The 376-nt window shown below is 32.4% G+C and carries 1 protein-coding gene; it reads left to right on the top strand.

What is annotated here, in order from left to right; translation table 11 throughout:
- Positions 1–343 (top strand): hypothetical protein (locus tag A6E03_RS10195; protein WP_218060165.1); only part of this gene is annotated, 343 nt, incomplete at its 5' end.
- Positions 344–376: the final 33 nt, after the last annotated feature.

The following is a 376-nucleotide window of genomic DNA, read 5'->3' as shown; positions in this document are numbered from 1 at the left end:
CGTGTTATGCCAGCGTTATGCCGCAAAATTAAGAAATAATAACTATGAGGAAAATAAAATGAAAGTTGGTTTGAAGTTAAGTGAACAATTTACTGTGTCAAAGCATAATATTGTTCATGTGATAACGTTTGAGAGTGATTTCCATATTGCATTATCAGATAATAGTCTTATGGTTGTTGCTAAGGAAGAGAATGATAATTCAGGTTATTATGATAACGAAGAATTCGTAGGTTATGTGGTTGAAGTTTCAATTAATGAATATCACCGTATTCAACGAGAACTAAGTGAGTATTTTGAAGTTGAAATTAAGGATTTAGAGTGTGAACAACATGAGTTAACATAACTCTCCGGTAGCTGCATAACAAACGACTATGGT

Origin of the sequence: Aliivibrio sp. 1S128, assembly GCF_001691065.1 — a bacterium.
In the GTDB taxonomy this organism is placed as follows: Bacteria; Pseudomonadota; Gammaproteobacteria; order Enterobacterales; family Vibrionaceae; genus Aliivibrio.
This window is presented reverse-complemented; position numbering and strand designations above follow the sequence as displayed.